The sequence below is a fragment of the Streptomyces sp. NBC_00322 genome, from assembly GCF_036147535.1.
Classification (GTDB): Bacteria; Actinomycetota; Actinomycetes; order Streptomycetales; family Streptomycetaceae; genus Streptomyces.
Map to the genome: position 1 here is coordinate 268,059 of NZ_CP108019.1, position 24,059 is coordinate 292,117.

20 protein-coding genes and 3 pseudogenes are annotated in these 24,059 nt (G+C 68.2%); 6 read left to right on the top strand and 17 right to left on the bottom strand.

Features of this window, described 5'->3' with window-relative positions:
• Window positions 1-495: 495 nt before the first annotated feature.
• On the bottom strand, window positions 496-1,137 hold the full coding sequence (locus OG905_RS01120; protein WP_328665595.1) for a TetR/AcrR family transcriptional regulator: 642 nt from the start codon (window positions 1,135-1,137) through the stop codon (window positions 496-498).
• Window positions 1,138-1,248: 111 nt separating this feature from the next.
• Here OG905_RS01120 and OG905_RS01125 point away from each other — a divergent pair, with 111 nt between their 5' ends.
• On the top strand, window positions 1,249-1,902 hold the full coding sequence (locus OG905_RS01125) for a hemerythrin domain-containing protein (RefSeq protein ID WP_328665596.1): 654 nt from the start codon (window positions 1,249-1,251) through the stop codon (window positions 1,900-1,902).
• Window positions 1,899-2,585 (top strand): SDR family oxidoreductase, encoded by a 687-nt coding sequence (locus tag OG905_RS01130; protein ID WP_328665598.1) that lies wholly within the window; start codon window positions 1,899-1,901, stop codon window positions 2,583-2,585. The genes OG905_RS01125 and OG905_RS01130 overlap by 4 nt, the downstream gene beginning before the upstream one ends.
• 1,138 nt (window positions 2,586-3,723) lie before the next feature.
• Here the strand turns inward: OG905_RS01130 and OG905_RS01135 are convergent.
• The 5 genes and pseudogenes from OG905_RS01135 to OG905_RS01155 all read right to left on the bottom strand — a co-directional run bounded on the left by OG905_RS01135 (window position 3,724) and on the right by OG905_RS01155 (window position 8,261).
• Window positions 3,724-5,796, bottom strand: coding sequence for an esterase/lipase family protein (locus tag OG905_RS01135; RefSeq protein WP_328665600.1), 2,073 nt, complete (start codon window positions 5,794-5,796; stop codon window positions 3,724-3,726).
• Window positions 5,793-6,275 (bottom strand): hypothetical protein, encoded by a 483-nt coding sequence (locus OG905_RS01140; protein WP_328665601.1) that lies wholly within the window; start codon window positions 6,273-6,275, stop codon window positions 5,793-5,795. Before OG905_RS01140 ends, OG905_RS01135 begins: the two co-directional genes overlap by 4 nt.
• A 243-nt stretch (window positions 6,276-6,518) precedes the next feature.
• Window positions 6,519-7,256 (bottom strand): annotated as a pseudogene (locus OG905_RS01145) (transposase family protein); the annotation flags it as partial.
• 362 nt (window positions 7,257-7,618) lie between these two features.
• Window positions 7,619-7,999: a DUF6221 family protein gene (locus OG905_RS01150; RefSeq protein ID WP_328665604.1), complete on the bottom strand. Its 381-nt coding sequence runs from the start codon at window positions 7,997-7,999 to the stop codon at window positions 7,619-7,621.
• Between the two features lie 40 nt (window positions 8,000-8,039).
• Window positions 8,040-8,261, bottom strand: a complete 222-nt coding sequence (locus tag OG905_RS01155; RefSeq protein ID WP_328665606.1) for a hypothetical protein — start codon at window positions 8,259-8,261, stop codon at window positions 8,040-8,042.
• Between the two features lie 668 nt (window positions 8,262-8,929).
• On the opposite strand from OG905_RS01155, the gene OG905_RS01160 reads away from it, so the two are divergent.
• On the top strand, window positions 8,930-9,265 hold the full coding sequence (locus OG905_RS01160; RefSeq protein WP_328665608.1) for a group II intron maturase-specific domain-containing protein: 336 nt from the start codon (window positions 8,930-8,932) through the stop codon (window positions 9,263-9,265).
• A gap of 129 nt (window positions 9,266-9,394) precedes the next feature.
• Window positions 9,395-10,157, top strand: a pseudogene (locus OG905_RS01165) (transposase); the annotation flags it as partial.
• Here the strand turns inward: OG905_RS01165 and OG905_RS01170 are convergent.
• The 5 genes from OG905_RS01170 to OG905_RS01190 form a co-directional block, all read right to left on the bottom strand.
• Window positions 10,154-10,453, bottom strand: a complete 300-nt coding sequence (locus tag OG905_RS01170) for a hypothetical protein (RefSeq protein WP_328665610.1) — start codon at window positions 10,451-10,453, stop codon at window positions 10,154-10,156. The pseudogene OG905_RS01165 and the gene OG905_RS01170 overlap by 4 nt on opposite strands.
• Window positions 10,454-11,082: 629 nt before the next feature.
• Complete coding sequence (locus OG905_RS01175; protein ID WP_328665613.1) at window positions 11,083-11,808, bottom strand: IPT/TIG domain-containing protein; 726 nt, start codon at window positions 11,806-11,808, stop codon at window positions 11,083-11,085.
• A 724-nt stretch (window positions 11,809-12,532) separates the two neighbouring features.
• Window positions 12,533-14,899, bottom strand: coding sequence for an NACHT domain-containing protein (locus OG905_RS01180; protein WP_328665615.1), 2,367 nt, complete (start codon window positions 14,897-14,899; stop codon window positions 12,533-12,535).
• A 587-nt stretch (window positions 14,900-15,486) separates the two neighbouring features.
• Window positions 15,487-15,642: a hypothetical protein gene (locus tag OG905_RS01185; protein ID WP_328665617.1), complete on the bottom strand. Its 156-nt coding sequence runs from the start codon at window positions 15,640-15,642 to the stop codon at window positions 15,487-15,489.
• Between the two features lie 275 nt (window positions 15,643-15,917).
• Window positions 15,918-17,033 carry a serine hydrolase domain-containing protein gene (locus OG905_RS01190; RefSeq protein ID WP_328665620.1) on the bottom strand — a complete coding sequence of 372 codons (1,116 nt, stop codon included), beginning with the start codon at window positions 17,031-17,033 and terminating at the stop codon, window positions 15,918-15,920.
• A gap of 384 nt (window positions 17,034-17,417) precedes the next feature.
• Between OG905_RS01190 and OG905_RS01195 the strand changes: the two genes are divergently transcribed.
• Both OG905_RS01195 and OG905_RS01200 read left to right on the top strand, forming a co-directional pair.
• Entirely contained in the window at window positions 17,418-18,299 is an 882-nt protein-coding gene (locus OG905_RS01195) for an AraC family transcriptional regulator (protein ID WP_328665622.1), read from the top strand.
• A 705-nt stretch (window positions 18,300-19,004) separates the two neighbouring features.
• Window positions 19,005-19,541: pseudogene (locus OG905_RS01200) on the top strand (serine/threonine-protein phosphatase); the annotation flags it as partial.
• A 402-nt stretch (window positions 19,542-19,943) separates the two neighbouring features.
• Here OG905_RS01200 and OG905_RS01205 read toward each other — a convergent pair.
• The 6 genes from OG905_RS01205 to OG905_RS01230 form a co-directional block, all read right to left on the bottom strand.
• The gene (locus OG905_RS01205; protein WP_328665624.1) at window positions 19,944-20,543 is read right to left on the bottom strand and encodes an ATP-binding protein; all 600 of its coding nucleotides are present in this window, start codon (window positions 20,541-20,543) and stop codon (window positions 19,944-19,946) included.
• 204 nt (window positions 20,544-20,747) lie between these two features.
• Window positions 20,748-21,731, bottom strand: coding sequence for a hypothetical protein (locus tag OG905_RS01210; protein WP_328665626.1), 984 nt, complete (start codon window positions 21,729-21,731; stop codon window positions 20,748-20,750).
• A 70-nt stretch (window positions 21,732-21,801) separates the two neighbouring features.
• On the bottom strand, window positions 21,802-22,758 hold the full coding sequence (locus tag OG905_RS01215) for an ROK family protein (protein WP_328665628.1): 957 nt from the start codon (window positions 22,756-22,758) through the stop codon (window positions 21,802-21,804).
• Complete coding sequence (gene nagB, locus OG905_RS01220; RefSeq protein ID WP_328665629.1) at window positions 22,758-23,537, bottom strand: glucosamine-6-phosphate deaminase; 780 nt, start codon at window positions 23,535-23,537, stop codon at window positions 22,758-22,760. The genes OG905_RS01215 and nagB overlap by 1 nt, the downstream gene beginning before the upstream one ends.
• A gap of 1 nt (window position 23,538) precedes the next feature.
• Entirely contained in the window at window positions 23,539-23,778 is a 240-nt protein-coding gene (locus tag OG905_RS01225) for a hypothetical protein (protein WP_328665631.1), read from the bottom strand.
• Window positions 23,775-24,041: an HPr family phosphocarrier protein gene (locus OG905_RS01230; protein ID WP_328665633.1), complete on the bottom strand. Its 267-nt coding sequence runs from the start codon at window positions 24,039-24,041 to the stop codon at window positions 23,775-23,777. Before OG905_RS01230 ends, OG905_RS01225 begins: the two co-directional genes overlap by 4 nt.
• Window positions 24,042-24,059: the final 18 nt, after the last annotated feature.

Consider the following 24,059-nt stretch of genomic DNA (forward strand, 5'->3'; position numbering starts at 1 on the left):
GCCGTTGGCGTGGGCGAGCTGGAGGGCCAGCAGGAGGGTCTGGGCGGCGATGCCGCGGATGCGGCGGGTGCCGGGCTGCTCGATGGCCTCGTGGTGGGGGTCTTTGGCGAAGCCGTTGAAGCCTTCGACGCTGTTGCGGAGCCGGAAGTAGACGCGCTGCCAGTCGGGGCTGCCGTAGGCAAGGGCCTGGTGGTGCTGGGCTCCGGCCTCGGGCGGGATCGTGATCGACTGCTGGGCGCAGATCTTGGCCGGTCCGGTGGGAGACGGCTCGGGGTCGGCCAGGGGCAGGCGGCAGCAGGTCGGGCCAGGTGGCGCCGGCCAGGACGTTGGCGATGGTCTGCCGGTTGACTTTTTGCCGTCGCCAACCTGCGCCGCCGCCCCGCGGCAGTCGAAACTGTCTCGGCGTATGTTCCGACTCGTCTGTCGTTCATGTCTTGATCGGCTGCGATGTCCTCGTAGTCCCCGACGCGGACCTCCGCGTGGACGAGTCCCTGTTCACTGGGGCGGATTCCGAGGTGCGGGGGCATCATCGAAGAGGATGTGCCGCAGTATCCGGGTGAGGTGTTCGGTGAGCTGCTCGGGTGGCATCGAGGCAAGTGGCTCGGTTCGTGCGATGTACCGGCTGAAGACCACTCCGATCATGTGTGACCCCACGAGTGCTACGCGGGTGTCCAAGTCATCGCCGAGCGCTGCCGGTGCGTTGGGGGAGAGCACGGACCGGTACGCAGCGGCACTGTGCTCCTGCATCGCGACCAGGAGGTGAGCGGCTGCACGCTCGTCGGACGCGGCACTGCGCACGAGGGCGACGAGTGGGTCGTTGACGGCGTCGGTCTCCATCCGCTGGACGAAGGCGTGGGCGATCCGGTCGGGCAGTGTCGCCGGGTCTCCGGCAACTACCCGTTCCAGGTCGCTGTTACCGGGCACAGCCGCGAGGAAGAGTCGCTCTTTGGACTGGAACTGACGCGTGATCAGACCGTGGGTGACACCGGCTCGGCGCGCGATTTCGCGGAGGGTCGTGCGGGCGTAACCACGCTCGGCGAAGGTGTGACGGGCCGCCTCCAGAATGGCTGCTCGGTGTCCCTCCGGGTCCCGTCGGCGCGTGCGCAGTGGCTTCTCGGACGCTTCCTGACCGTTCATGGCGACTCCTTCATCTGATCACTGTAGTGCCGGCCACCGGGGTCCTCGCTGACCGCTGGTACCCTTAATATCCAAGTGGACATTAAGGGTCCATTGAGATTGGAGGCTGTTGTGAGCACGAATCCGCCGGAGTCCGCGGGGATCGTCGAGACGCGGCTACTGCACAAGATGCACCGGGCCGCGACGTCCCTGCTGGCCGACGCCGCACAGCGCGACAACGCCCCGTCGGCCGCACTGGCCGAACTGCGTGACTTCCTGGTGGCGGCGCTGCGGCATCACCACGAGAGCGAAGACGATGTGCTCTGGCCGCAGTTGATCGCCGCCGACCCGGTGGCCGGCGCCGTGCTGAGCGAACTCAGCACGGAACACGATGCGCTGGACGCGGCATTGGACGCGCTCGCCGTCGCTCCCGTGCAGGACGATGCGGACCGGGCAGCGGTGGCCGCCGCGGCAGCCAGTGTGCGCGACCTGGTGCACCAGCACCTTGAGCACGAGGAACCGGTGCTGTTTCCCGCGTTGGCAGCGCACATGTCAGATGAAGCCTGGACCGAGTTCTCCCGCGCGGTGATCGCCTCGGCCCCGCCCGTAGGGGCCCACCTCAACCTTGGTTTCTTCGAACAGGTGGGCACTCCCGCCGAGCTCGCGGTGGTCACAGCGAACCTGCCGCAAGCCGTTCTTCCCCTCGTGCCGGCCATGCGTGAGCAGGCCAAAGCCACCCTGAACAGCCTTCACACAACCGACAACGTAAGGACGGTCATCGCGTGACCAGCACACTCATCGTCGGCGGCAGCGGCGGCCTGGGCGGAGTGATCGCCCAGTACTTCGCAGACCGCGGTGACGACGTCATCATCACCAGCAGGGACAAGGCACGGGCCGAGACCATTGCCGCCGGGATCGGCGTCGGCGTCCGGGGGCTGGCCCTCGACCTTGCCCAACCCGAAACGATCAGCGCCTCGTTGGCCGACGTGGCCGAGGTCGACAATCTTGTCATCACCGCGGTCGGGCAGGCCGCGAACACGCTGGCGCAGTTCAACATCGCTGATGCCGTGACGGCCGTGACCATGAAGCTCGTCGGCTACGCCGAGACCGTCCGTGTGCTGCGCGACCGGTTGAGCCCAGGCGCTTCCGTCGTTCTTTTCGGCGGGCTCGCCAAAGAACGCCCGTATCCAGGCTCGACCGTCGTCACCACCTTCAACGCCGGAATCACCGGCCTGGTGAAGACCCTCGCGGTGGAGATGGCTCCGCATCGCGTCAACGCCCTGCATCCGGGCCTGATCGGCGACAGCCCCAAATGGCGCGACGTTCCCAACCCACCGTACTCGGCCCAGACACCGATCGGACGACTGGTGACGATGGCCGAGATCGCCGACGCCACCGATTTCCTGCTCCGCAACACCGGCATCAACGCCCACGACCTGTACATCGACGGCGGCCTGCTGGCCACCTGACCCACAACACCATTGGCAACTGAGCCACCACACTGCTCGTCGCTCGCCCTTATCCGGCGCTGACCGACGATCACCTCCACGAAGCCGGGCGGCCGATCGAAGGCCGCCACCACACCCAAACCCACGCTCCGCCGGGCCCCGTGAGCCAGGCCAGGTTCTCGGCGACGATGTCCCGTCCACCGAGATCCTGGACCGGCCCAGGTGACTGCGGCACCGTTCATACGACTGTGATCCACATTCTCGCGGTCCGATCGCGGAACGTTCAGGCGCGGAGTGGAGCGTACGAAGCAGTCGCCCACACCCATCAGATGTCGGGGACACAGACGAAAGCAGCTGCCGATGTTGTTCCACATGAAGGCGTCCTGCCACCCCGACCGACCGCCGGCCCACCCGCTCAGCGCGTCGATCACCTTCTCCTGGGAGATCGTCCGGGTCTGATAGTGCTCAGCTGCGGTCCCGTCCCGGAACTCCAGTTGATAGGTGTTGTCGTCCCTCAACCACACTTGCACATACCAATCGCCATCTGCCTCGTCGTCAACTCGCTCGACGATCACGAAGGCATTGCCCCGGCCCAAATTGGCCACCATTTCACTCAGCACTGGTGGCTTGGGCTTCTTCACCAGACGACCGCGTTCGTCTCTCGCTTGCAGCATGGGCCGATCTTCACCCATGGGTCTGACACCAGGACCAGCCCCTGACGCTCACTGACCATCCCCAGTTGGTTCGCTCCGCGAAGCAACTGGGGATCAAGAGCACCTTTGAGGAAAATTCGAGATCGGCATCAGGGTGCCCATCAGCAGGCTTGCCCAGAAGTCACCGGCCACCCAAGTCGGTTCACCGACAAAATGCGGTGCTGGGGGTGACGAAAGTCTGGCAGTGGTCCTTTCCCACGCTCGGTGTGATCGTTTCCCAGTTCGCTGGTCAGGCGGATGCCTCAGGGACTGAACGTTCCGAGAACGCACACCGTTCGGATGGAGCAGGAGGCGCTGGGGTGACGGACACCGTGGCCGGGACCGTCCGCCGCCGGTACCCGCACCCGCATCGCCCCCGAGCCAGCCCACCGATACGCGCAACGAACCGGGCCGCGCTCCCCCATCCTGCGAGGGGGCCGTGGCACCAGCGAGCGCGCCGCCAGGGATCAGACCACGTTGAACGAGGAGACCTGCCAGCGCTGGAATCCGGTCTTCGACATGCCGAGCACCGCGTACTCGCCGCCCTCGGCCGAGGTGGGCAGCAGACAGTAGCGTTCGGCGTCCACGAACTGCGGTCCTCCAATATTGCCGAGGCCCCCGGCGTTCGGCGGGAAGTCGCTGTTCGGGCCGTAACACGTCGGTGCGGCAGCGAGCGCGTGGGGATAGAAGCGGAACTGGTTCGCAGCCTCTGCGCCGACGCCGGGCGCGGCCAGCGCGGATGCGGCGGCGTTGTCGTGCTTGCGCAGAGCGCTGAGGAAGCGGTCCACGGTGCCGCGCTCGGTGGTGGCGGTGAGACCGGAGGCGACAACGGCATGACCGTCCCAGCGGAGCGTTGCGGTGTAGTCGAGGGTTGCGCTCGCGCCCGGGTCACCGTCCTGCTGGGTCGACCACTGGGTGACGACACCACCGTCGGCGTACCGCAGGTGATGCACATGCGCGTTCTCACCGGGCTCGTGGCCGGGCACATTGATGGTGCTCAGACTGGCGGACCCGATCAGCGTTGGGCCGTGTATGTAGAAGGCGATGATCTCCGGCCAGGACACGCCTCCCGCGTTGCAGAAGAGAGTGGCGGCGGCGTCGCCGGTGCCGTCCCCGTTCAGATCCCCGAACGTCAGCAGGTCCGACCGAGGCCGACCGGTCTCCACCCAGCTGAGCCCCATCACCCCGTGCACTTCGGGGATGCCCGGCAGTTTGCCGTCGATGAGCTTCCCTGCCCGGTGGCCACAAGCCGCCGGTACGGGGGCGGACAGCAGACTCGCCGCCGTCACCGGCTGGCGGGACTCGATGTCGTCCGACACCGCCCCCAGCGCCTCGTTGGTGAGTTCGATGCTCCGCATGAGGTCGGGGTGGAAGCACGGACCGGATAATGCCTTCAACGGCACGTCGGCGACATCGGCCTTGCTGGCCAGTCCGAACGTGAGGGCCAGCGAATCCGTTGCCCCGCGGACCGCGTTGAGCTGGTACGAGCAGGAGACCGCCCTGGTCGAGTCCGCGCCCTGGAACGCGGAGCCGGCCGTGACGATCAGATCCCCGGTGTCCACGGACTTCGTGCTCCACGGCAACGCGAACCACCCCATGTCGGGGACCTGGAAGCGGGTCTGCCCGCCCATCGCGTCCACGACGATCGATTTCGGCCACGGCTTGAGCGCCCGCAGCTCCGAGGAGCCAGCGCGTAGTGCCCGGCCCGCCTGCGACTCGAACGCGCTGACCGGCGCGGGGAGCCGATCGCAGAGCGTCCCGGTCACGATGTCGCCGTTGGTGAGCCGGCCGCAGGCGGCGAGGATCGTCCGTACGACGGCCAGCAGTTCGTTCGTCAGCGCTCCACCGTCCAGGCCGGCCTCACTGAGCAGGGCCGCGACCGAGCCGGTCTGCGGGGTCCCGAAGGTCACCACGGTGCTGATCTCGGCCGCCCGGTCGGAGCCGGACACGCCGGGATGGGTCGCCGCGTACCGCGTGATGAGGCCGCCCATCGAGTGTCCGAGGACGATCACTTTCTGGCCGCTGGCCTGGTAAAGGCAGTCGATGACCTTGCCCAGCGCGGGCCCGAGGTGAGCGTCGTCGACCCACCGTGCCGAGTACGGGTGGTAGTCGAAGGTGAAGACCGCCGCGCCGGGCAGCGATTGGAACTGTCCGATCAGCGACCGGGTGGTGGTCACCGTGCCCAGGCGGTTGGCGGTGAGGTCGATGCGGTGCGAGAACGCGCCCTGCCCCGCGTCGTCGTGGGTGTCGCTGCCGGTCCAGCCGTGCACCATCACGATCGGGGTGTAAGTGCCCCGGGTGTCGGGGGAATACGCGACCGGGGACCCGTCGGGGTTCTTGTCCCTGGGCAGGGCCGGGGCGAGCTGGACAGTGTCCTTGTCCAGCCCGAGCTTCCCCGACCCGCACCGGTCGCCCCACTCGACGGGAGTACTCCGGGCCAGCGCGGCAGACGCCGGTGCCGTTACGGCGAGTTGGCTTCCGGCCATGAGTGCGAGGGCGACGGCAGCGACCACGGCCCGCCCGGTCCGCAGGTACCTCATGACGCCACCGCCGTCGGGGTGGCCGTCGTGGCCCTCGCGTCGGGCAGCTTCATCGTGGCCAGGACCTTCCACGCGCCGTTCTCGTTCACCATCACCGCCGCGTAACTCACCGCCGGCCGGCCCGGAGAGGCAATGGTGACCGTCATCACCCCGCCGCCCGCGCCGTCCGGCGCCCACGTCGCGGGTTCAGGCGTGACCTTCGACCCCTTCGGGACGCCTTGGGCGGCGCGCCCCTTGACCTCGGTCCGGGCACCGGCCGCGACCAGCGAGGAGGGGTCAGTGGAAAGCTTCTCCAGCGCGGCGGCGACCTGCTGCGCCTGCTCGTGCGAATCGGTGGCCGGCGCCCGACCGTTCCCCTTCGGCTCTCCGGCGGCGGTATCGCCCCCGTGCCGGGTCAGCAGCACCACCAAGAGGCCGAGCAGGCTCGCCACCACCACGACGACCGCCCCGACCAGCAGACCACGACGCGAACGCGCCATGCCAACTCCCCCCAGCTGTACGGAATGAGGATGAGCGTATCGGCCGGAACTGCACAATACTCAGTTGACGCCTTTTCGTGACGTTCGATGACGATCCACCGTTTCGATCCGGCCCGCCGCCTGTCAAGCGAGCAGCAACCGTTCGGTTCTTCCACGGATCTGCGGGTGGCGGGCTGCTCGAAGCAGGAGTCGGAATCGAGCGCTCAGAGACTGAGCGTTTTCCAACCTCATGCTGACGCGTGGCAGGGTGAGGACGGCCTTCACGATGTCGGTGATCAGGTTGGTGCTGCAGCGGAGTTTCCGCAGAAGTCGCCAGCCCTTGAGAGTGGCCATGGCTTGCTCGCCGACGCATCGGATCTTGGCGTGGCTGGTGTTGTGCCGGCGCCTCCACCTCTTCAGGCGGCGGCCGCGGAATGGGACCCTGATGGTGCCGTCGGCGCCTTGATACGCCTTGTCCGCCCAGCACTTCAGGCCCGCGTCGGCGAGCGCGTCGATGATCCCATGGTGCCGGGCGGCGGTGAGGTCGTGCGTCGAGCCGGGCAGTGCGGGCGAGGCCCAGAGCAGGCGTCCGAACGGATCGGTGAGGACCTGGACGTTCATGCCGTGGCGCTTGTGCTTCCCGGAGTAGTACGGGGTGTCGGCCGCGATCCGGTCGATCGGCAGCAGCGTGCCGTCGAGGATGACGAACGCCTTCTCCCGGATCGTCGTCATCGCCTTGGCAAGCGATGGGGCGAGACCAGCCAGCACCTGAACGGCCTCGCGGATGTAGCGGAACACGGTCGCGATCCCGATGCCGAACCCGGCGGCGAGCTGGGTGTAGGTGTCACCGCACCGCAGGTGGGCCAGGGCGAGCAGGGCCTGACGGGCGGCGGTCAGGCGCCGCCACCGCGTCCCGATCTCCACCTGCCGTGCAGCCAGTTGCCCGGTCAGGAACCGCAGGGTGCGGCTGGACAGATCGATCGAGGATGGGTAGACAAGCACGCGAAGCTCCTGGCGGACACGGGTGATCTTGGTCGAGAACCCGTCTACCAGGAGCTTCGTCTTCCGTGCAGACACTGGCCGCTGCCAACTGACCCACCCCACGGTCAGGTTGGAAAGAGCTCAATGTAAAAGGAAGCGCCGCGAGGCTCCTTGGAGAAGGAGTCCAGGGCGAGACACTTCTTGAACTCCCACCGCCGGGGATCTGAGGGGTCCAGGGCCAGCGCTGAGGCCGCTTCACGGTCCCCTTGGGCCCGGAAAGGTCCACTGCCCGCCGGGAGGCCCTCTGGAGGCCACTCAGAGTCAGCTCGAACCCCTCGGAGTTCTCCACCAACCCGTGCCGATCCAGGGCCTCCTGGAGACCCTCAGGCGCCATCCGGCTTCGCAGCCTCGCCCTTAAGTTCGCCGACAAGTCCCTTCCACTCAGGCCGGAAGTCGGGGTGGCCTGCGTACGCGGCGACGAGTTCAAAGATCACCGGACTGCGGAGGCGCAGCGACTGGTCGCCATAGACCTCCCCGCCGAACGCCTGCCAGCGGGAGCGCGCCTCGTTCGCCATCGCCCTCCGCGGCATCTCCTCCACCCAGTCCATGAGCCTGCGCTTCGCCTCGGCATCGGCACGGACCCGATCTCGCAGTCGAGCCACGTTCTCGCTCTTGGAGGACTTCAGCGCCTTGGCTGCCGCCTCGTCCTCAGCGATACGAGCCCCCAGGAAGTCCATCAGGTCCGCGAAGTCGATCTGCCCCATCGCTGCCCCCATGTCGTTGTCTACTGAGAGCCATCATCCATCAGCGGGACCCCGCGATGACGCGCTTCCGCATCTCCGCCAAAAGGTCCGGAGTGACCACCGCGACCTCCAAGGATTCCTGAGCCGGCCGCCTCGGCTTGTCGGCCTCGGCGACCTGGACGACCAAGACCTTGGAGATGCTCGGGACAGGTCCGGCCTCCGCCTCCTGAGCCTTCAGGTGCTCGTACAGGGCCGTCTCGTCACCGGCCTCCACCCTTGCCACCCAGGCCGCGTCAGCGTCAGCCGGGAGCGGGTTGGCCTCCAGGTAAGCGTCCCGCTTCGGGGAGGCCGTGGAGAGGCGGTAAGCCAGGTATCCGGCCGGGGTGCCACGACGGGCCGAGGTCGCCTGGACCTCCCGGTCCCGCTCAGCCCGCGCCTTGCGGATCTCGTCCCGGAGAGAGGCGTCGTCGTACCAGTCGGTGAATCGTCGCCGCGTACCGGAAGGGGAAGCCCGAGGAGAAGGCCGCGGTGCCCTCTCTCCAGGAATCTCCGGAGCCGTCCGCCGCGAAGGACGACTCCCCCCGAGGTCCTCGCTCCTCTCCGGAACGTCGCCGAGCCCCACGCCCACCTCTCCGCCGTGGCCAAGGCGTTGGGGACCGACACCGCCCACGTGCGGGAGGTCCTCACCCGGGCCGGTGCCCCCATCACCGACGTGCGGATGAAGGGCCGGGGCGTGAGCACGGGCGTGAAGGCCGCCGACATCCCCCTCCGAGCCCCTCTCCCAGCCCCTCTTCCGAGGGCCCTGGACATGTTGTTGGTCCTGGTCAGGCCAACAACAACGACACCGAGCTGACCCTGACCCGCTTCCCGGGAGGGGCTCAGATCATCTCGGTTCCCGACCCCCACAACCCCGCCCGGACCCACGTCAAGGTCATCGGGCGCGCCGCCAAGGTGAAGGCGATCTGCTGGCAGGACGTGAACCTGCCGGTCGAAGTCCTGCTGCACCGGTTGAATTCGCTGGCGCGGGGCTGGACCACCTACTTCCGGCCCGGGGTCTCCCACGCCGCTTTCCGCTACTTGCGCGCTGTTGTATGGCGTCAGGTATTTGGATGGATACGGCGAAAGCACCGCCGGGCCACCTGGAAGGAACTCCGCCGCCGATACTGCGGTGGTGGTTGGTGGCCTGCCGGAGACGGGGCGATTCTGTTGGACCCGGCGAAGGTGCGGACAACTCGCTACCGATACCGCGGTGCAGTGATCCCGACTCCCTGGCCGAGCACTGCATGAGAAAAACCGCACGTCCTCACGGGACTTGTGGAGAGCCCGTTGCCCAGTAATGGGCACGGCGGGTTCGGAGGGCGGTCCGGGGAAACGGGCTGGTTGAAAGGCCAGTACCGCGTCTCGGGCCGACCCTACGCCGGCGAGGCCACGCGGGGTCGCGAACCGGCTCCACGGCCTGCTGACCCAGATCCACCCGTCGCTGGAGCGGGTCCTGGGGCCGAGGTTGCAGCATCCGGCCGTCCTGGCCTTGCTGGAGCGGTTCGGGTCACCGGCCCAGATCCGTAAGGCCGGCCGCCGACGGCTGGTCACGCGGTTACGGCCGAAGGCGCCGCGGATGCCCGAGCGGCTGGTCGAGGAGATCTTCACGGCTCTGGACGAGCAGACCGTGACCGTTCCGGGGACCGAGGCGGCCGCGCTGATCGTCCCGAGCCTGGCCGGATCCCTGGCCGCCGTCCTTGACCACCGCAAACTCCTGGCCGGGCGGATCGAGGAACTCCTCGAGGCTCACCCTCTTTCGAAGGTCCTGAGGTCGATGGCGGGAGTCGGCGTCAGGACGGGAGCCCGCATCCTGATCGAGATCGGCGACGGCAGCACCTTCCCGACCGCCGGCCACCTCGCCGTCTACGCCGGACGCGCGCCCGCGACCCGCAGTTCCGGGTCTTCGATCCGAGGCGAACAGCCCTCCTGCAGGGGAAACAAGCAGCTCAAGAGGGCTTTCTTCCTCTCCCCGTTCGCGGCCCTGGGCGACCCGGCATCCCGGACCTACTACGACAAGAAGATCGCCCAAGGGAAGCACCACACCCAGGCTCTGCTCTGCCTCGCCAGACGCCGGGCCGACGTCCGCTTCGCGATGCTCCGCGACGGCACCTTCTACGAACCGCAGCCTGTTCGGGCCTAGACCATGGTCAGGAGGTGGTCCGTGGGGCCGTAGTCGATCTTCCAGTCGGCATAGACCCCCGCGGCGCCGTCCTTCTGGCACCGCAGCCCAACGGTCACCCAGCGGACCGATCCGTCACCGGCGAGGGAGAACGCGACCGCGGTCTCGAACTCCTCGCTCCCGCACGGGCAGCAGGCCTCACCAGGATCCGCGTCCTCCCAGAACTCCTCGCTATCCGCGATGAACGCTCGGCCGCCGCAACCAATGCACACCCGCTCGGCTCCGCCCTCGACATCGTCGACGAGCACGAAGAACACGCGCCCGCCACACCCGCCACAGACGGAAGGAACGATCTTCACCGGACGGCCGTCGCCGGCGTTCCGGAGAAACACCGCGAGCTCCGCAGAGACACCCTCGCCAACCTGATCATCAGCATGCACAGGCACATCGTTCCAGACGCCCGAACCAGCACCCATCCACCTTGACCAAAGAGATAGGGGCACCCCCCCGGAGACCGTGGAAAGGCTCCACTGCGCACGAACCGCACCACACCACACGCTCCATGACGGATTCCCACACACACGAGCGCGCACCAACACGCACCCGTCGTCCCCGACCACTTCGGACGGGACACCGAGCTCCTGGCATCACCAAGTACCCGCTCCGCGGACACAGCCAGCAATCCGGTCGGGTTGCCGCAGCCGCCAGCATCGGTGAGGGTCTGCCATTCGGCGCGGCCGAAACGCCACCAGATCGGACCGTGAGGGCCCTTGGCTTTCAGGTGGCCGAGATGGGTGGCGAGGACCGGGACGGTGCCGTCGAACCTCCACCAGCCCTCGCGCTCCTCCCCCTCGGGGGCGACGTGCCAGCCGTGGTCGCTCTCCCGCCGGCCCCACCGTTGCATGGTGCGTGCCGAGCTCTGCGTGGTGGTGGGACGGCGGAGCGGTCACAGCAGGTACAGAAAGGTCCCGGGCGCCGCGTCGCTGCCACCGGTGGTGGTGACGGTGATGGTGACTGCCCCTGTCGCATGGGCTGGCGCCGTGGCCGCGATCTTGGTGTCGGAGAGCACGGCGAAGGTGGCCGGGGCGGCGCCGAAGGTCACCCCGGTGGTGGTCAGCAGGTTCGTTCCTGTTATGCCGACCAGAGTGCCGCCGGCCGACAGCCCGGTCAGCGGGCTGAACCCGGTCGCGGTCGGCGGGTCGACGAAGCTGAACGCGGTGCTGGCCGTCCCCCCCTGCGTGACCACGGCCAGCGCCACCGTGCCGGCCGCACCGGCCGGCGAGACGACCGTCAGTTCCTGGTCGGACACCACCGTCGGGGTGACCGTCGAGCCACCGAACTGCACGGCGGTCGCCGAGGCCAAGTACCGCCCGGAGATGGTGATGGTGCTGCCGCCTGCCACCGGCCCCGAGCCCGGCGACACGGACACGATCACCGGCGGCGGGAGATAGAAGAAGGGCTCTGGACCGCCGACGCCGCCGGGAGTGACGACCGTGACCCCCACCACGCCGGCTCCCGCCGGCGTGATGACGGAGACCGAGCCGGCCGTGTTGCCGGTGATGGCGGCCGAGTTCGTTCCGAAGTTCACCGCCGTGGCACCGCCGAGGTCGGTGCCGGTCACGGTCACCGTCTGACCCCCCGCGGTGGAACCCTGGTTCTGAGTGATCGGCATGTTCTTCCTCCGTGTCTGTCCTGCGTCCGGCCGGTATGCCGCTGGAACACGCGCACTCGGGACGGTGATGCATCACTTCCCGTGGATATGAACGTCAGATCAGCACTTTTCACCCTTATGGGGGATCAGTTGGCGCTGTGGTCGACTGGCCTGCCAGTCACGACGGCCTGCATGACCCATTGGGCCCGGCTGATGGCGAGCCCTCCGCCGGTCGCGAGCCAGCGACCGTCTCGCCGCGCCGACGGAACGGTGAACGGCCGGTCCGGCGGCGGCAACATGCTTGACGCCCGTGATGTCGACGGCCCGGACCCCACAGAAGTCGTGTGGGCCGGGCCGCTCAGGACAGGGTCAGGGGGCGGAGTGAGTCTTCTTCTTGGACTCGTTGCGGTTGAGGATTAGGAAGACGAGGCGCTTGAGGTCCTTCGGGGCCATGCGCTCGATGACGAGGTTCATGACGGCTTCGGGGGTCCGCCCATGGACGTCATCGAGTCGGCCGGTCGGAAGTGACGCAGTGATCGTGCAGGAAGGGGAAGCCATCGCGGTTCTCGAAATGCCGGAAGCGAGCCACCACCAGGGCTGGGGCCTTCACGCGGTGGCGGCCCGCCGCTCCCCCACCGGATTTCCGCGACCGCGTCCTCCAGCCACACGAACGTCGCCGCGATCGCCCGCTCGTGTGCCTCTCAGGGCTTCAAGATCAACACGTTGCCCCTCTGGCGAATCTCAGTTACACCCCCGGCTGGGGGTCCTCGTTGTCCATGTCCGGGGAGTTCCGGCGGGCATCGTGGGCCAGTTCACCGGCCAAGCGCCGCTGGAGGTCGACGTGGCGGAACTGGTACAGGCCAGCGACTTGCCGCAGCACCCCCCGCCGCTCGTGGGCGTCGGAGAGGAAGCCCATCAGGTCACGGGGCAATCCGCATCTGAGCGTCAGATACCAGCGCGTCGCTGTGAAGGGCAGCCATGCAGATCGATACGGCATGCCTGCGGCGACGTAAATAATGGCCACCACAAGCCCCACTGTTGCTCCACTGATCGACCCCTTCACCGCAGCCTGGGCGAGGTCTCCTGAGAGCCTGTTCCAGACCGCCTGTGCGGCACCTACCGTGATCGTGCCCGCCGCCACGGCTGCGAAGACGCCCTGCAAGAAGGATCGACGATCGCGGGCCAAAAGGCTGGCCGGACGTCCCGCTTTCGTCACGTCGGCTGCAGCCGGTCGCACGCCCCCGAGAATTACGCCCCCGATCGCGATCGGAAAACCGACAGCAATCCCGACTGAGACGCCGACAACGGTGGCAACGGCAATGCCAGCGGCGAACCCAATCGCGGCACCGAGAAGAGCCGTCCTGCTGGCCACAGACCATCCCACGGTGTTCAACGGGGCGGGTTCCCGAGACCAGATCCGGGATGTGCCCGGCAGGAGGCCCCGGGCGGCGATCACGCCGGCGGTGCCGATCGCGAACACCACGGCCAAGGTGAACCCTGCGGACTCCATAGCGACAATGCCCGCGGCCATGTCTGCCCATGAGCCGCCGGTGATCCTACTGACCAGCCCGTACATGACGCCGCCGACGCACGCACCAACCACGCTGACGGGGATCATGACGGTCATGGCAGCGATGGTCCACACGAACAGGGCGGTCGGCCTGCGGGGCAAGGCAAGCGGTAATCGCCACCAGGCCAGGTCGGGTGTCCCGCGTAGATCGTGATCCAGATGGCGGGCGAGAAACGTGAGCGCCCGCTTGGCCTGATCGACCGGGAAAGGCAAAGTCGCGCCTGGGACAATCGGCCGATACGCGGCCGGAACGAAGGCGTCGAACAAATGGCGCTCGAGCGCCGCCTGATCGGGAAAGAGGGCGGGATCGCAGAGAGCGGCGGGATCGGGCACCACCACGTCGGGATCGGTGCCCGGACGAGGGTTGTAGATGGTCCGGGCCAGAAACAGCATGAGAGGCGTGCGCAGGGTCAGCCCCACCGGCGAATCAGCACCCAACTGTTGGACAACCGGCTCCCAGCGGCTGAGCGCGGAGGCATCACCGCCGGAATCCCGCACGAGATAGGAGGCAACAGCAGCAGCATCGAGCGGCTGCAGTTCGATACCCGCCGCCCCGGCGAGCTTGATCGAAATACGCCCGTCGGACGCTGCGGCTTCCCGGTACTCACGCGTGCGGCTCGAGACGATCACGCCCTGCCCGGGCGTAAGCGAACCGTTGATGGCATCGAGCGCGGCCGACCGTGATAGGGCGGGTAGCTCGTCAAGCCCGTCGAGGATCGGCAGGATCATGCGCTGATCCAATAGCGCACGAGCGCGAGTCACCGAGCCGCGGCGCCCCGGCGCGGATATCGGTTGCTCCAGCCCCGGATAGTCACGGACCAGGCAGGCGGCCATCCACTCGTACAGCCCCTGGCCGAACGGATTCCACGAAGCCAGAGAAAAGATGACCGGCGCCGGCCAACCGGCCTCACCGGCCCGCAAGTCGATCAGCGCCTCGGTCAACTTGACCAGCAGCATGGTCTTGCCGGTGCCCGGCTCGCCGAGCACCACCAATCGCCGGGTCGGCACGCGTGTGGTGAAGACCTCAAGGATCTGTGACCAGTCACCACTCAGACCGTCCGACCCGTGCGTCCACCCGTTGGGGTCGGAAGCCGGTCCCTCGGGCCACGCCCGCGCGATGGACGCGAGCAGCGGCCAAGCCTCAACCAGGTCATCGGGTGCAGGCCGCCACGAAACAGCGAGCGCATAGGGATCATTGAGCCGCCGCAAGCGCACCTCGTCCTGCCACTGCGCCCTCACCGCGCGGGCGAGGTCATCCGCGATGCGCGCGAGATCCTGTCCGCTGCCCGCATCCAAGTGATCCGCGCGGAACGTGGCCCAGGCCAGATACAGGCCAGGCGCCGCAGTCAGCACGGTGGCAGCAGTCGCGGCTACTCCCAAGTGGAAGTAGTGCGCAAGAAACACGGCCCCGCCAACGCCGAAGATCGTCAACGCCAAATAGACCAGCCCGACATAGCCGCGCGCGTCCCGACCCCCAGTCGCCATGCCGATCATCATGGTGCGCACCAAAGCCCCGTCGCACCGGAACTGCCGGTCGTTCATTAAAACCGTCCACAATTTCCCAGAAGCTCCTCATCACCTCAGACAAGAACAAGGGCAACACCCTTCCGCCGTCACGGCGTACCACGCCCTCGCCGACGTCCCATTCGTGCTCCAGAGCCAACCGGACCGCAGGCGGCCGCCATGCTCCAACCACGCGCGGGTTCCGCCCCGTTCGCGTCCAGGAATCCGCGAACCCGCGCGCTTCCCGCCGCCAGTCGCGCTCAATCCGGTCCGCGTTCACATGTCGGCCCTCGCCGAACAGCAGCTCCGCCTGCCGATCCGTCACCACCGCACCCGGCACCAGGCCCAGCGCGGGCAGCCCCCGCCCCGGCCTCACGTCCGAACTCATCTATCTGACCAAGGCGTTGAAGGCCCCGGCTCTGCGAGATGCGGCCGCCCGGCTTGTCGATCGGGCCCGTTCGGAAGAGGAGCCACGAGGGGTATCTGGCCGCCTGCCTGCAGCGGGAGGTCGCCGCCCGCGACTCGCACGGCGCCGAGGACGGGTTCCAGCGGCCAACACCGGGGAATGACCAACATCAACTGACCGACCGGGGGTCACTTTTCAACCGCCGGAACTGGGTCACGATTCAAGCGTCGTCGACAAACCAGCAGGGCCCTTTACCCCTCTGCTGGATGATCCGTTCACCGAGGACGAGGTCTCCTTCGCTGAGCGCGAGTTCGGCGTCGTCTTCCCCGTCACCGACGAACTCCTCGCAGGACTCTCCCCGCTCCAGTACGACCACATCAACTTTCCCGGCCCCTACGCCTTCACCAGCCCCCAACACCGGGTCAGCGCCCTCTACGCGACCCTCAGCAGGAAGATGAGGACGACGATGCATAGCCGCTGAGCGGTCGGCCGGAGCCAGCGGGGCCGGCCATTCATGGGCCAGAGGGTGTCGATGGGGCGGAGCCGGCGGCCGTCCAGGAGCACGACTTGCAGTGGTTCCGCTCACCTGCGGAACGGAGAACGGAAGGGGGCAATCCGTGCAGGCACGGACTGCCCCCTCCTGTTGGGTTGTCACTGCAGTCCGCTGTAGGCGGCCATGATGATCTCCATGCCGCGGTTGTCCTCCTGCTGGTCTCGGTCCATCATCTGGTTCATGACGTAGGCCACCGTCATGCGAGAGTCGGGGTCGCTCGCGACCAGCGAGCCGCCCCAGCCGCCCCAGCCGAAGGTGCTGCCGAACTTGCCGAAGCCCACGGTCCAGGACATCGGCGACTGCAGGACGCAGTCCTCGCCGCGGAACACCTCCTGCCACGCGGGCTCACAGCCCTGGGGGGACAACAGTCGCACCCCGCCGGCCGAACCCTGGTTTGCCAGTACCGACTGGACGAGGGCGACAGACCGAGCGTTACCGAAGCCATTCACCGCAGGGATCTGCGCACGGCGCCACGCCACGGAGTTGGCATCCCTGACCCGGACCGCGGCACCGGTGTACTCCCGGCGTGTGCCGTCCGGTCCGGGCGGTGCACTGGAGGCGTATTCGTCGGTCAGTGACGGCGGCGGGATGAGCGGTGCGACGCGGCGGTCGTGCTCGGCGGAGAGCCCGATGTGGAAGTCCGCGCTCAGCGGCTTGGCCACTTCCTCGGCGAAGAACTCGCCGAGGCTGCGGCCGGTGATGCGGCGGACGATCTCACCGACCAGGAACCCGAAGGTGAGCGCGTGATAGCCGGCGGCCGTTCCGGGTTCCCATTCGGGGGCCTGCGCGGCCAGCCCTGCCGTCACGCTCTGCCAGTCGTAGAGGTCCTCGACCGCCGTCAGCCCGGACAGGTCCGGCAGCCCCGCGGTATGGGACAGCACGTGCCGTACCAGCACGTTCTCCTTGCCGGCCGCGGCGAACTCGGGCCAGTAGGCGGCGACCGGCGCGGACAGATTGAGCTGGCCTCGGTCGGCCAGGATGAGCGCACACAGGGCGGTCATATTCTTGGTCGTCGAGTTCACGCCGGTGAGGGTGTCGCGCTCCCAGCTGACAGAGCGGTCCGCATCGGCGTACCCGCCCCAGATGTCGACCACTGGCTCGCCGTCGAGGTAGACAGCGACCGAGGCGCCCACGTCGTCGTTGCCGAGCGAAGCTGCAAGGGCCGCAGGGACTGCGGCGAACCGCGGCTCGCATAGCCCCTTAATGTCAGTCATGGGCGTAAGCCTCAGGTAACGCCGGGGCTTCCTGCCCAACAATTCCCGCACTGGTTTTGTCGGGCGGGGCAGGATCAAATTTCTCTAACTCCAGCAAGGCGGCCTGACGGCCGCGCGGTCGGCCCGTCGGTCGACCGGCCGTATCGACAGTTGTTCCCACAGGGAACACCCTGGGACCACTCGTCGAGCATGTGCGTCACGACAGCCCGGCCGGCGCCCGAGACCGCAGCGCCGATGTCAGCCGGGGCGCCGCGCGCGGCAAACGACTCCGGCTTGGGCTCGGGTGCCGGCCGCTGCGGCTCCTGCGGCTGCGGCTGCGGCTGCGGCTGGGTGGCAGGGTGGGTGTTCCTACAGGGGAGACACAAGAAGGAAGGACGGATACGCGTGCTGGAGCGGCTGAATCAGGCGCTGAACCACCTGGAGGCCTGCCTCGACCGGGAGGTCGACATGGCCGAGGTGGCCCGGATCGCCGCGGTGTCGGAGTACCACTTCCGGCGGCTGTTCTCCGCCCTCGCCGGGATGCCGCTCCCGGTCTACGTGCGGCGCCGGCGGATGACGCTCGCCGCGGCCGAGGTGCTGGCCGGGGAGCTGACGCTGCTCGATGTCGCGGTGCGGTACGGGTACGGCTCGGGCGAGGCGTTCGCCCGGGCATTCCGGTCGGTGCACGGCATCGGGCCGGGCGAGGCCCGGCGCACGGGTGCGGTGCTCACGGCACAGCCGCGCATGTCCTTCCGTGTCGTCGTTGAAGGGAGTACGACCATGCGGTACCGGATCGTGGAGAAGGAGTCTTTTCGGGTCGTCGGCAGGAAGGCCCGGGTCCCGCTCGTGCACGAGGGGGTCAACGCGGCCGCCGCGGCGCACGTGGAAAGCCTGGACGAGCTGGCGATCGTACGGATGAAGGAGCTGGCCGGCCGGGAGCCGGAGGGGATCCTGTCGGCGGCGGTGTACCTGACCGATAGCCGGGAGGAGGGCGCCGAGGCGGACTACTGGATCGGCGTGGCGACCGGCCCCGAGACGGCCGCCGAGGAGCTCGACGCCCTCGACGTGCCAGCCGGGACCTGGGCGGTCTTCGACAACCACGGGCCCTATCCGAGCGCCCTCCAGGAGCTGTGGCGGGACGTGTTCACGCAGTGGTTCCCCTCGAACCCGTACGCGAGCCGGCCAGGTCCGGAGCTCCTGCGGACGCAGCCGGTGGAGATCGGCGCGGAGACCGACTCCCAGCTGTGGATCCCGGTCGAGCGGAGCAGCGGGAGCGCCGGCGCGTGAACACCGGTACCTGGACGTCGCCCTCCCCGGATTGAGTGGATCGGCTGTCCGACGAACCGGGTCACCGGAACATCCGGCGAATCGTCGGCCCCGGAGACGCTGCCGTGCTCCGCCATCGAGTGGGGGCCGTGATTGCGGCATCTCATGGGCACTTCGCACGAGCCCACTGAGGATCCTGTGCGCCTCCAATTGGCACCCAGAATGCGGGGCGCGCTGGGTGAACGGCTGATCCACCCAGCTGCGCGCATCGTCCGGCTGGGCGTCACGCGGCGTGAAACGCCATGAACCGCGGGGGCGGAGTTCCACCTGCTGCTCCCCCAACTCCAACCCTCCGCGGCGGCGACGCTTTGCTTCCAGCCAGGCCAGCGTCGAGCGCCCGAGAAAATCAACCGAAGGTTCTAGCCACGGTTCGAGTCATAGCCCCACCGGGGTCGGCCGTCCTTGCCCATGAAGCATTTGGCGGGACGTCCGTCTTCGGTGGTGCCGAGAGCACCGACAGGCGAGCAGGCGTATCCGAATTGGATGCCCGCTTGGACGCCGGTGCTGCTGCCACCAGTGCGCGTGGGCTTTGGCTTTGGGAGGACGGATGAGGCGACAGTCTTCGTCGCTGATGCGGTGGGGCGTGGTGAGGGCTTTGATGACGGCTCGTCATCAATGTCGAGCTTGGAGACCAAGGAAGCGAAGATGAAGCCGACCAAGACGAAAGTGCTGGTGCCGCTTGCGGGCAGGAAGCTGCACCTCGGCCAGCCCGAGCCGATGTCCCACTCCCCCGCCGGCCGGGCCTTCCTGAGCGCGGATGTCGTCGAGGTGCCGCTGGCCCACGGCGGCGTGCGGATGTATCCCCCACTGCTGGACGGCAGTGACCAGGTGGGGGTGATCGCTCTGACCCTGGACGCCGTCGGCGACGACGACCGGCGCCTGCTGCGCAGGCTCGCCGGCCTGGTCGCCGACATGCTGGTCACCAAGAACGCCTACACCGACCTGTTCTTCCTGACCCGGCGCCGGGAGCCGGTGACGTGTCCGCGGAAATCCAGTGGAGCCTGCTGCCGCCGCTGACGATGACCGTGGCAGGTCGCGGCGGCCGGCATGCTGGAGCCCGCCTACCGCGTCGCCGGCGACAGCTTCGACTACGCCCTCAATGACAACATCCTGCACATGGCCGTGATCGACGCGATGGGCCACGGCCTGGACGCCGCCGCGATGGCGACCATCGCCATCGGCGCCTACCGGCATGCACGGCGCGTGCCGCGGTGACCACGATCCAGATCCGCGAGGTCATCGAGCGGCTCGTCGCCGCTGGCCAGTGGCAGCAGGGCGACCCCGAGATCCTTGTTCTCCCGCATCTCTGCAGGTTGGAGCAGGGGCGTCGGTTTCTCCGGCGTCGACGGCGCGCTGAAGCAGCAGCGATGAGGCAGAGGTGATGACCCTGGTGATCGAATCGTCCTCACCAACTGTGGCTGCTCGGGGTGGCGCTGCCGCGCTGGGGCTGCGGGCATCTGGCCTGCGAGGCCGGGGTGCGCTGGTCGAACGAGAGCGCTGCGCTGTGTGCGCCGAAGTTGTCGCCGATACCAAGGGCATGGGCTGCACGCACCTCAACTGACCTGGAGCAAAGTTGCCGCTCTCCCGGGGCTGGCTGCCCGCCCATCAGGGTTTCAGCTCCGCCCAGCAGGTGGATCCGCCTGCGTGTGAGATCGTGCCGTACCGAACCGCCATGGCGGCAACGATGAGCATGCCGCGGCCGTGTTCCTCATTCGGGTCAGTTTTCGGCAGCGAATTGGGGCGCGGACCGCCGTCGGTGACCTCGATCCGCACGAGACGGCGGTGGATGCAGCGCACTCGCAGAGCGGCCGGCGGCAGGGCGTGGAGTACTGCGTTGGTGACGAGTTCGGAGATGATGAGCAGAGCATCGTCGCGTGCCGTAGGCGACACGTTCAGGCCCGTCAGGAAGTCCTTGGCAAGGCGCCGGATCCGGCTGACGTCTCTGGCATCGGCACTCACCAGGGCGAGGTGTCGGTCACGCGGGTCTTCTGCCGCGGGACCCTGGCTTTCGCGCAGGAGCTGGTCGGCCCTCGTGGCCCTGCGGTTTGGGTTCGGTGCGAGCAGTTCGACCGGCCCAGCCGATTCAGGGGGTGCTTGAGCAGTCATCACAACCTCGGGTTTCCGCGGGTGCGACGAGCGGTCGTCGCATCTGCCGTGCGATAGGCCTATGAACTGGTCATTACCAGATATGACCAGTTTGCGCACCGGATGGCGAGGTTGTCAATTTCGATATCGCAAGAGATGTGCCGAATTTTTGCGATTTCCGTCGTGGAGCGGGTAACCGACGCCGATCCTGTCGCCTGAGGCCACCGACATGCCGAGGCTCACTGGGTCGGACTCCGACGAGCGGGCGCAGCGTCATCGCGGTCCCCTGGGCGGGAACACGTGGCGCTTCGCGACTACGTAGGGTCACCGCTGGCTCCTGGCTCGGAATGCCCGGGAGTGCCACTCCCGGACCTCCTTCAGTGGGTCGCCGTCCAGTTCCCAGGGCCAGGAGGTGGCGACCGCCGCGGTGGCCTCGAAGACCGGCCAGGCGTCCTTCAGGCGTGCGGCTTTCGTCAGCACGTAGGCGAGGAGGTTCAGGTCGGCGAGTGCTGCTGCGTGCCTGAGGAAGCCGGGCTGGGTCCAGGTCGCGAGGGCGTTGTCGACGAGGGCGCGTTCGTGGGGCTGGTCCCAGTGCCGGCGTGCGGTCAGCGTCGTGATTCCTCCGGCTGCCAGGGCCCTTCGGTACCGGTTGAGGCTGGCAGCAAGGCTTATGGCCGCTACGGGGGAACCCAAGGGCTCGGAGACAGCGACCGAGTCGGTGAACTGGACGGTCAGGACGTTGGAGCCGCATTCCTCCGGGGAGACGTAGTGCAGCATCTGCCAGTGAGCTTCCCGGTTCCAAGGATCACGCGTTTTCACGGCTGTCCATATGGGGTGGACTTGGGCCCAGGGTGCCCGCAGCAGTCGGTAGTAGCTCAGCAGCCCGACCCATGGGGCAGGGTCCGCGGGCGCCAGCTCAGCGGCATCCCGGCACAGGGAGAGCGTTGCACCCAGATCGCTGGTGCCGGCGCCCGCCCGCGCCCGGGCGATGCCGGCGAAGACATGTAGAAGCATGGCGTCGGCACTGTCGGGATTCCAGGCACACCACTGGTCGGCCAGGACGTGTGCATCGGGAAGAGTGCTGAACACAAGCAGGCGGTGCATCCGCCGGTCCCAGTTCTCTCCGGGATCGCGCAGTGCCTGCTCTATCGGATAGGTGAGGGCGCCTCGGTCGTTGCATTCGGCCAAGTTGTTGCCCTGGGCCGCTATCTGAGCTTCCAGATGCGTCAGGGCGCGGACCAGCGGCCAGTCGTCGAGCTCGGGCTGCAGCCGCTGGGGAGGTCGCTGATTTCGTCTTCGGGGCCACATGGTGACCTGCTCCTTTCATCCGCGGTCCAGGTACCGGTGGCGCGACGCCGTCGCTCCGGACAGAGGACGATTACCTCGGCGTGCGCTGTCCCGCCGCGATCGCTTCAGCGCGTCCATTGCAGGAGGGCGGGAGCACTGAGGCGTCTGTCGCCCTCAAGGCCGCTCCAAGGAGTCCCGCATCCGCGCCCAGTGGCGAGATGCCGACGGACGGTGCGGCGCGCCAGGCGAGTCCGCGCTGCAGGGTGCGTCGGACAGGGTCGGTGAGTGCTTCTCCGGCGGCGGTCACCCCGCCCGCCAGGACGATGCGCTGATGGTCCAGCAGCACGGTCGAGGTGACGAGCGCCCTTCCGAGAGCCTCGGTTCCCTCGGCCCACAGCCGTGCGGCATCCGGGTCGGTGTCCAAGCGAGAGGTGATGTCGGCTGCGTTGTGGGCGATGCCTCCAGTGCGGCGGTAGCGGCGGACCAGGGCACTGGCTGACACGTAGGCCTCCAGGCAGCCGCGCTGGCCGCAGGCGCAGTGCTCACCGTCCGCGTGGACGGGGATGTGGCCGAATTCGCCGGCGAACCCCTGGTCACCTCGCACGAGTTGGCCATTGCTGACGATCCCCGCGGCCACGCCGGTTCCGAGCACGACGACGAGCAGGTCCTGTACGCCGGTGCCGAGTCCGAGCCTCTGCTCGGCCAGGCACGCTGCCCGGACATCATGCTCGAGCGTGACGGGGAGGCTGAGCCTGTCTGCCACAGCTGCAGCGAGTGGCGTGTCGCGCAATCCGAGATTCGAGGCGAACCGGACGACACCGGCGGCGTCGTCGATCAGTCCCGGGGCGCACAGGCCGACGGCTCGGGTGCCGAGACGGACGAGAGTAGTGGCGGTCCGCACGACGGCGGCGACAACGGCTTCCGGCCCCTGGGAGGATGGAGTGGCCAGCCGCAGCGACTCCTCGCTCACCCCCTGCGCGTTGAACCGCGCGGCCTTGATGGTGGTGCCGCCGAGATCGACGGCGACAACATTGGCGGGGCGGCTCATCAGTACCCCTGACCGGCGGGCTTGTGGCGGGCGATGTGACGGTAGTAGGGCTGCTGTTCCAGTCGGGCTGCCGCGAGTTCGTCCACCACAACGGTGGCATGCGGATGCAGCTGGAGCATGGAAGCGGGGCACATCGCGCTGATGGGTCCTTCGACGGCGGCGGCCACCGCGTGGGCCTTGTGCGGGCCGGTGGCGATCAGTACCAGGTGGGATGCGCGGCCGATTGTGGCGAGCCCTTGGGTGATGACATGCCGGGGCACCTCGTCGATCCCGCCGAAAAAGCGTGCGTTGTCGCGGCGGGTGTCGTCGGTGAGGGTCTTGAGCCGGGTGCAAGAGGCGAGGGACGAGCCCGGCTCGTTGAAGCCGATATGGCCGTTGACGCCGATCCCGAGGATCTGCACGCCGACCGGTCCCGCGGCCGTGAGGGTGTGCTCGAAACGGCGGGCCTCTTGCTGCGGGTCGGATGCGGTGCCTTGGGGGGTGTGTACCCGGGCGGGGTCGAGGTCGACGTGGTCGACCAGCTCGCGGCGTATCACCTGGGCGTAGGACTGCGGATGGGAGGGCGGGAGCCCGATGTACTCGTCGAGCAGGAAGGCGTGGACGCCGGCGAAACTGAGACCCTCCTGGCGGTGGCGGCGGACCATGTCACGGTAGACGCCCAGGGGTGAGGCGCCTGTGGCCAGCCCGAGAGTCTTCGTACCACACGCGATCGCGTGATGGATGATCCCTGCGACCGTGCGGCCGGCGTCGTCGGCATCGGGGCGGATCACGACCTCCATCTCAGGCCTCCTGCCGTTCGCTCGTCGCGGCGATGAAGGCCTCACCCATCCACAGAGCCTTGGCCCGTGCCGGCGGCGCTTCGGCCGCTGACCCGCTCCTCGCCCCGTTCTTGTCATCGCTCAGCTGTGCAGTGCCGCTGCAGCACTCGGCCAGCCCGCGCGGCGTCATGCGGATCAGTGGTGCGTACGCCAGTCCTGGCCTGTCGCCGTGACCGGTCATCGTGGTAGAGGAGGCGCTCACGCGTCGAGCTCCTTGCTCAGCAGGTCTGCCAGCTCTTCCAGTGCAGCCTCCGTCTGGTCTCCCTCTGCAGTCAGAGTGACCTGGTCGCCGTAGCCGGCGCCGAGCGTCATGACGCCCAGCAGGCTGCCGGCGGGGACCGAGGGCTTGCCGTCGACGGCGATGGTCACGGGGACGGGCGCCCGGGCGGCGGCCTGGACGAAGGTGGCGGCGGGCCGGGCGTGCAGTCCGCTGCGTGAGCCGATGAAGACGACGCGCTGCGCCATGGGCAGTTCCTTTCGATG